This window comes from Providencia sp. NPDC089933, from assembly GCF_049545585.1.
Classification (GTDB): Bacteria; Pseudomonadota; Gammaproteobacteria; order Enterobacterales; family Enterobacteriaceae; genus Providencia; species Providencia huashanensis.
This window is the reverse complement of sequence record NZ_JBMWDT010000038.1, coordinates 1-1015: the sequence shown is the minus strand read 5'-3', so window position 1 is coordinate 1015 and position 1015 is coordinate 1. Positions and strand designations below refer to the sequence as shown.

Below are 1015 nucleotides of genomic sequence, written 5' to 3'. Positions count from 1 at the left end.
TGGCAGAAAGCTGCCTAAATTTGCAGATTAATTTAACTCGCAGGGATGCAATAAGAGGAATGAATATGAGTAACGATATTTTTATACAAGCAGCTAATAAAGTTATGTTTTCACATAGAACACCTGACCCGAAAGACGTTTGTAACTTATGTGATAAAGAAGTTGGTAAAGATAATTTAATCACCAGTAAAAATGCAAATATCTGCTTCGATTGCTCGGATTTAGCAAAGGAAATAGCAGACAAGGAGCGAGAAAGATTATCGAAAAAAGAAATAGAACGCATAGCAGCTATTATTTCCGCTGACGATAAAGGTTTAATTGATATGGGTATGGCAAACGCTTATATGTACGCCGAGCGCTTATATAAAGCTGGATATAGAAAGGTGGAGTGATGGATAAATCAAGGCAGCAATTTGAAGAGTGGCGCAGTAAAAATAAATCATTAACGATGAATCTATTCGATGTATGGCAAGCATCACGCGAGAGTTTAATTAATAATTTACCAGAAAGTATTAACTGCCCTACCGCACCAGAATTAATATGGCTACAGGTTGACCCAGAACCAGAGGAGGAAAATAAACCTGTATATCCAGTTAATTTACGCAGTGATGATGTAACTTGGTGTGCAGATAGAGTTCATCCAACTGACACGTTATATATTCGTGCTTATTTAATTCAAACGTAAAAAATATGAAGTTGCGGAAATAGACAATGAATACGAATACCCTGTAATAATTACAAGAAATGGTGAGTATTTTTGCTTCAAACAAGACGAACTGGAGTTAATCAATGAATAAATCAGTAAGTGAATTAAATCCAAATGATGTAATTAAGGTTGGTGATAATTGGTTTCGTTGTCGTTATTTTTATTACCACAATAATAATGTTTCTATAGACCTACAGCGTGAACTTGACCAAGTTAGCCCTTATTACGACAGTACGTGCATCAGAATATCAATTAACAAATATGTTGATATTAAATTCGAGGTAAAGCAATGAATAAATACACCGAACT

2 protein-coding genes are annotated in these 1015 nt (G+C 34.6%); both read left to right on the top strand.

The window, feature by feature from the left end:
* On the top strand, nucleotides 1–392 hold a 392-nt coding region (locus tag ACPEH5_RS22670), incomplete at its 5' end, for a hypothetical protein (RefSeq protein WP_423727231.1).
* On the top strand, nucleotides 392–685 hold the full coding sequence (locus ACPEH5_RS22665) for a hypothetical protein (protein ID WP_272578680.1): 294 nt from the start codon (nucleotides 392–394) through the stop codon (nucleotides 683–685). The genes ACPEH5_RS22670 and ACPEH5_RS22665, both read left to right, overlap by 1 nt.
* Nucleotides 686–1015: the final 330 nt, after the last annotated feature.

Excerpts from the sequence above, each read along its gene's own strand:
- ACPEH5_RS22665 (WP_272578680.1), top strand. The coding sequence starts at position 392 with ATGGATAAATCAAGGCAGCAATTTGAAGAGTGGCGCAGTAAAAATAAA.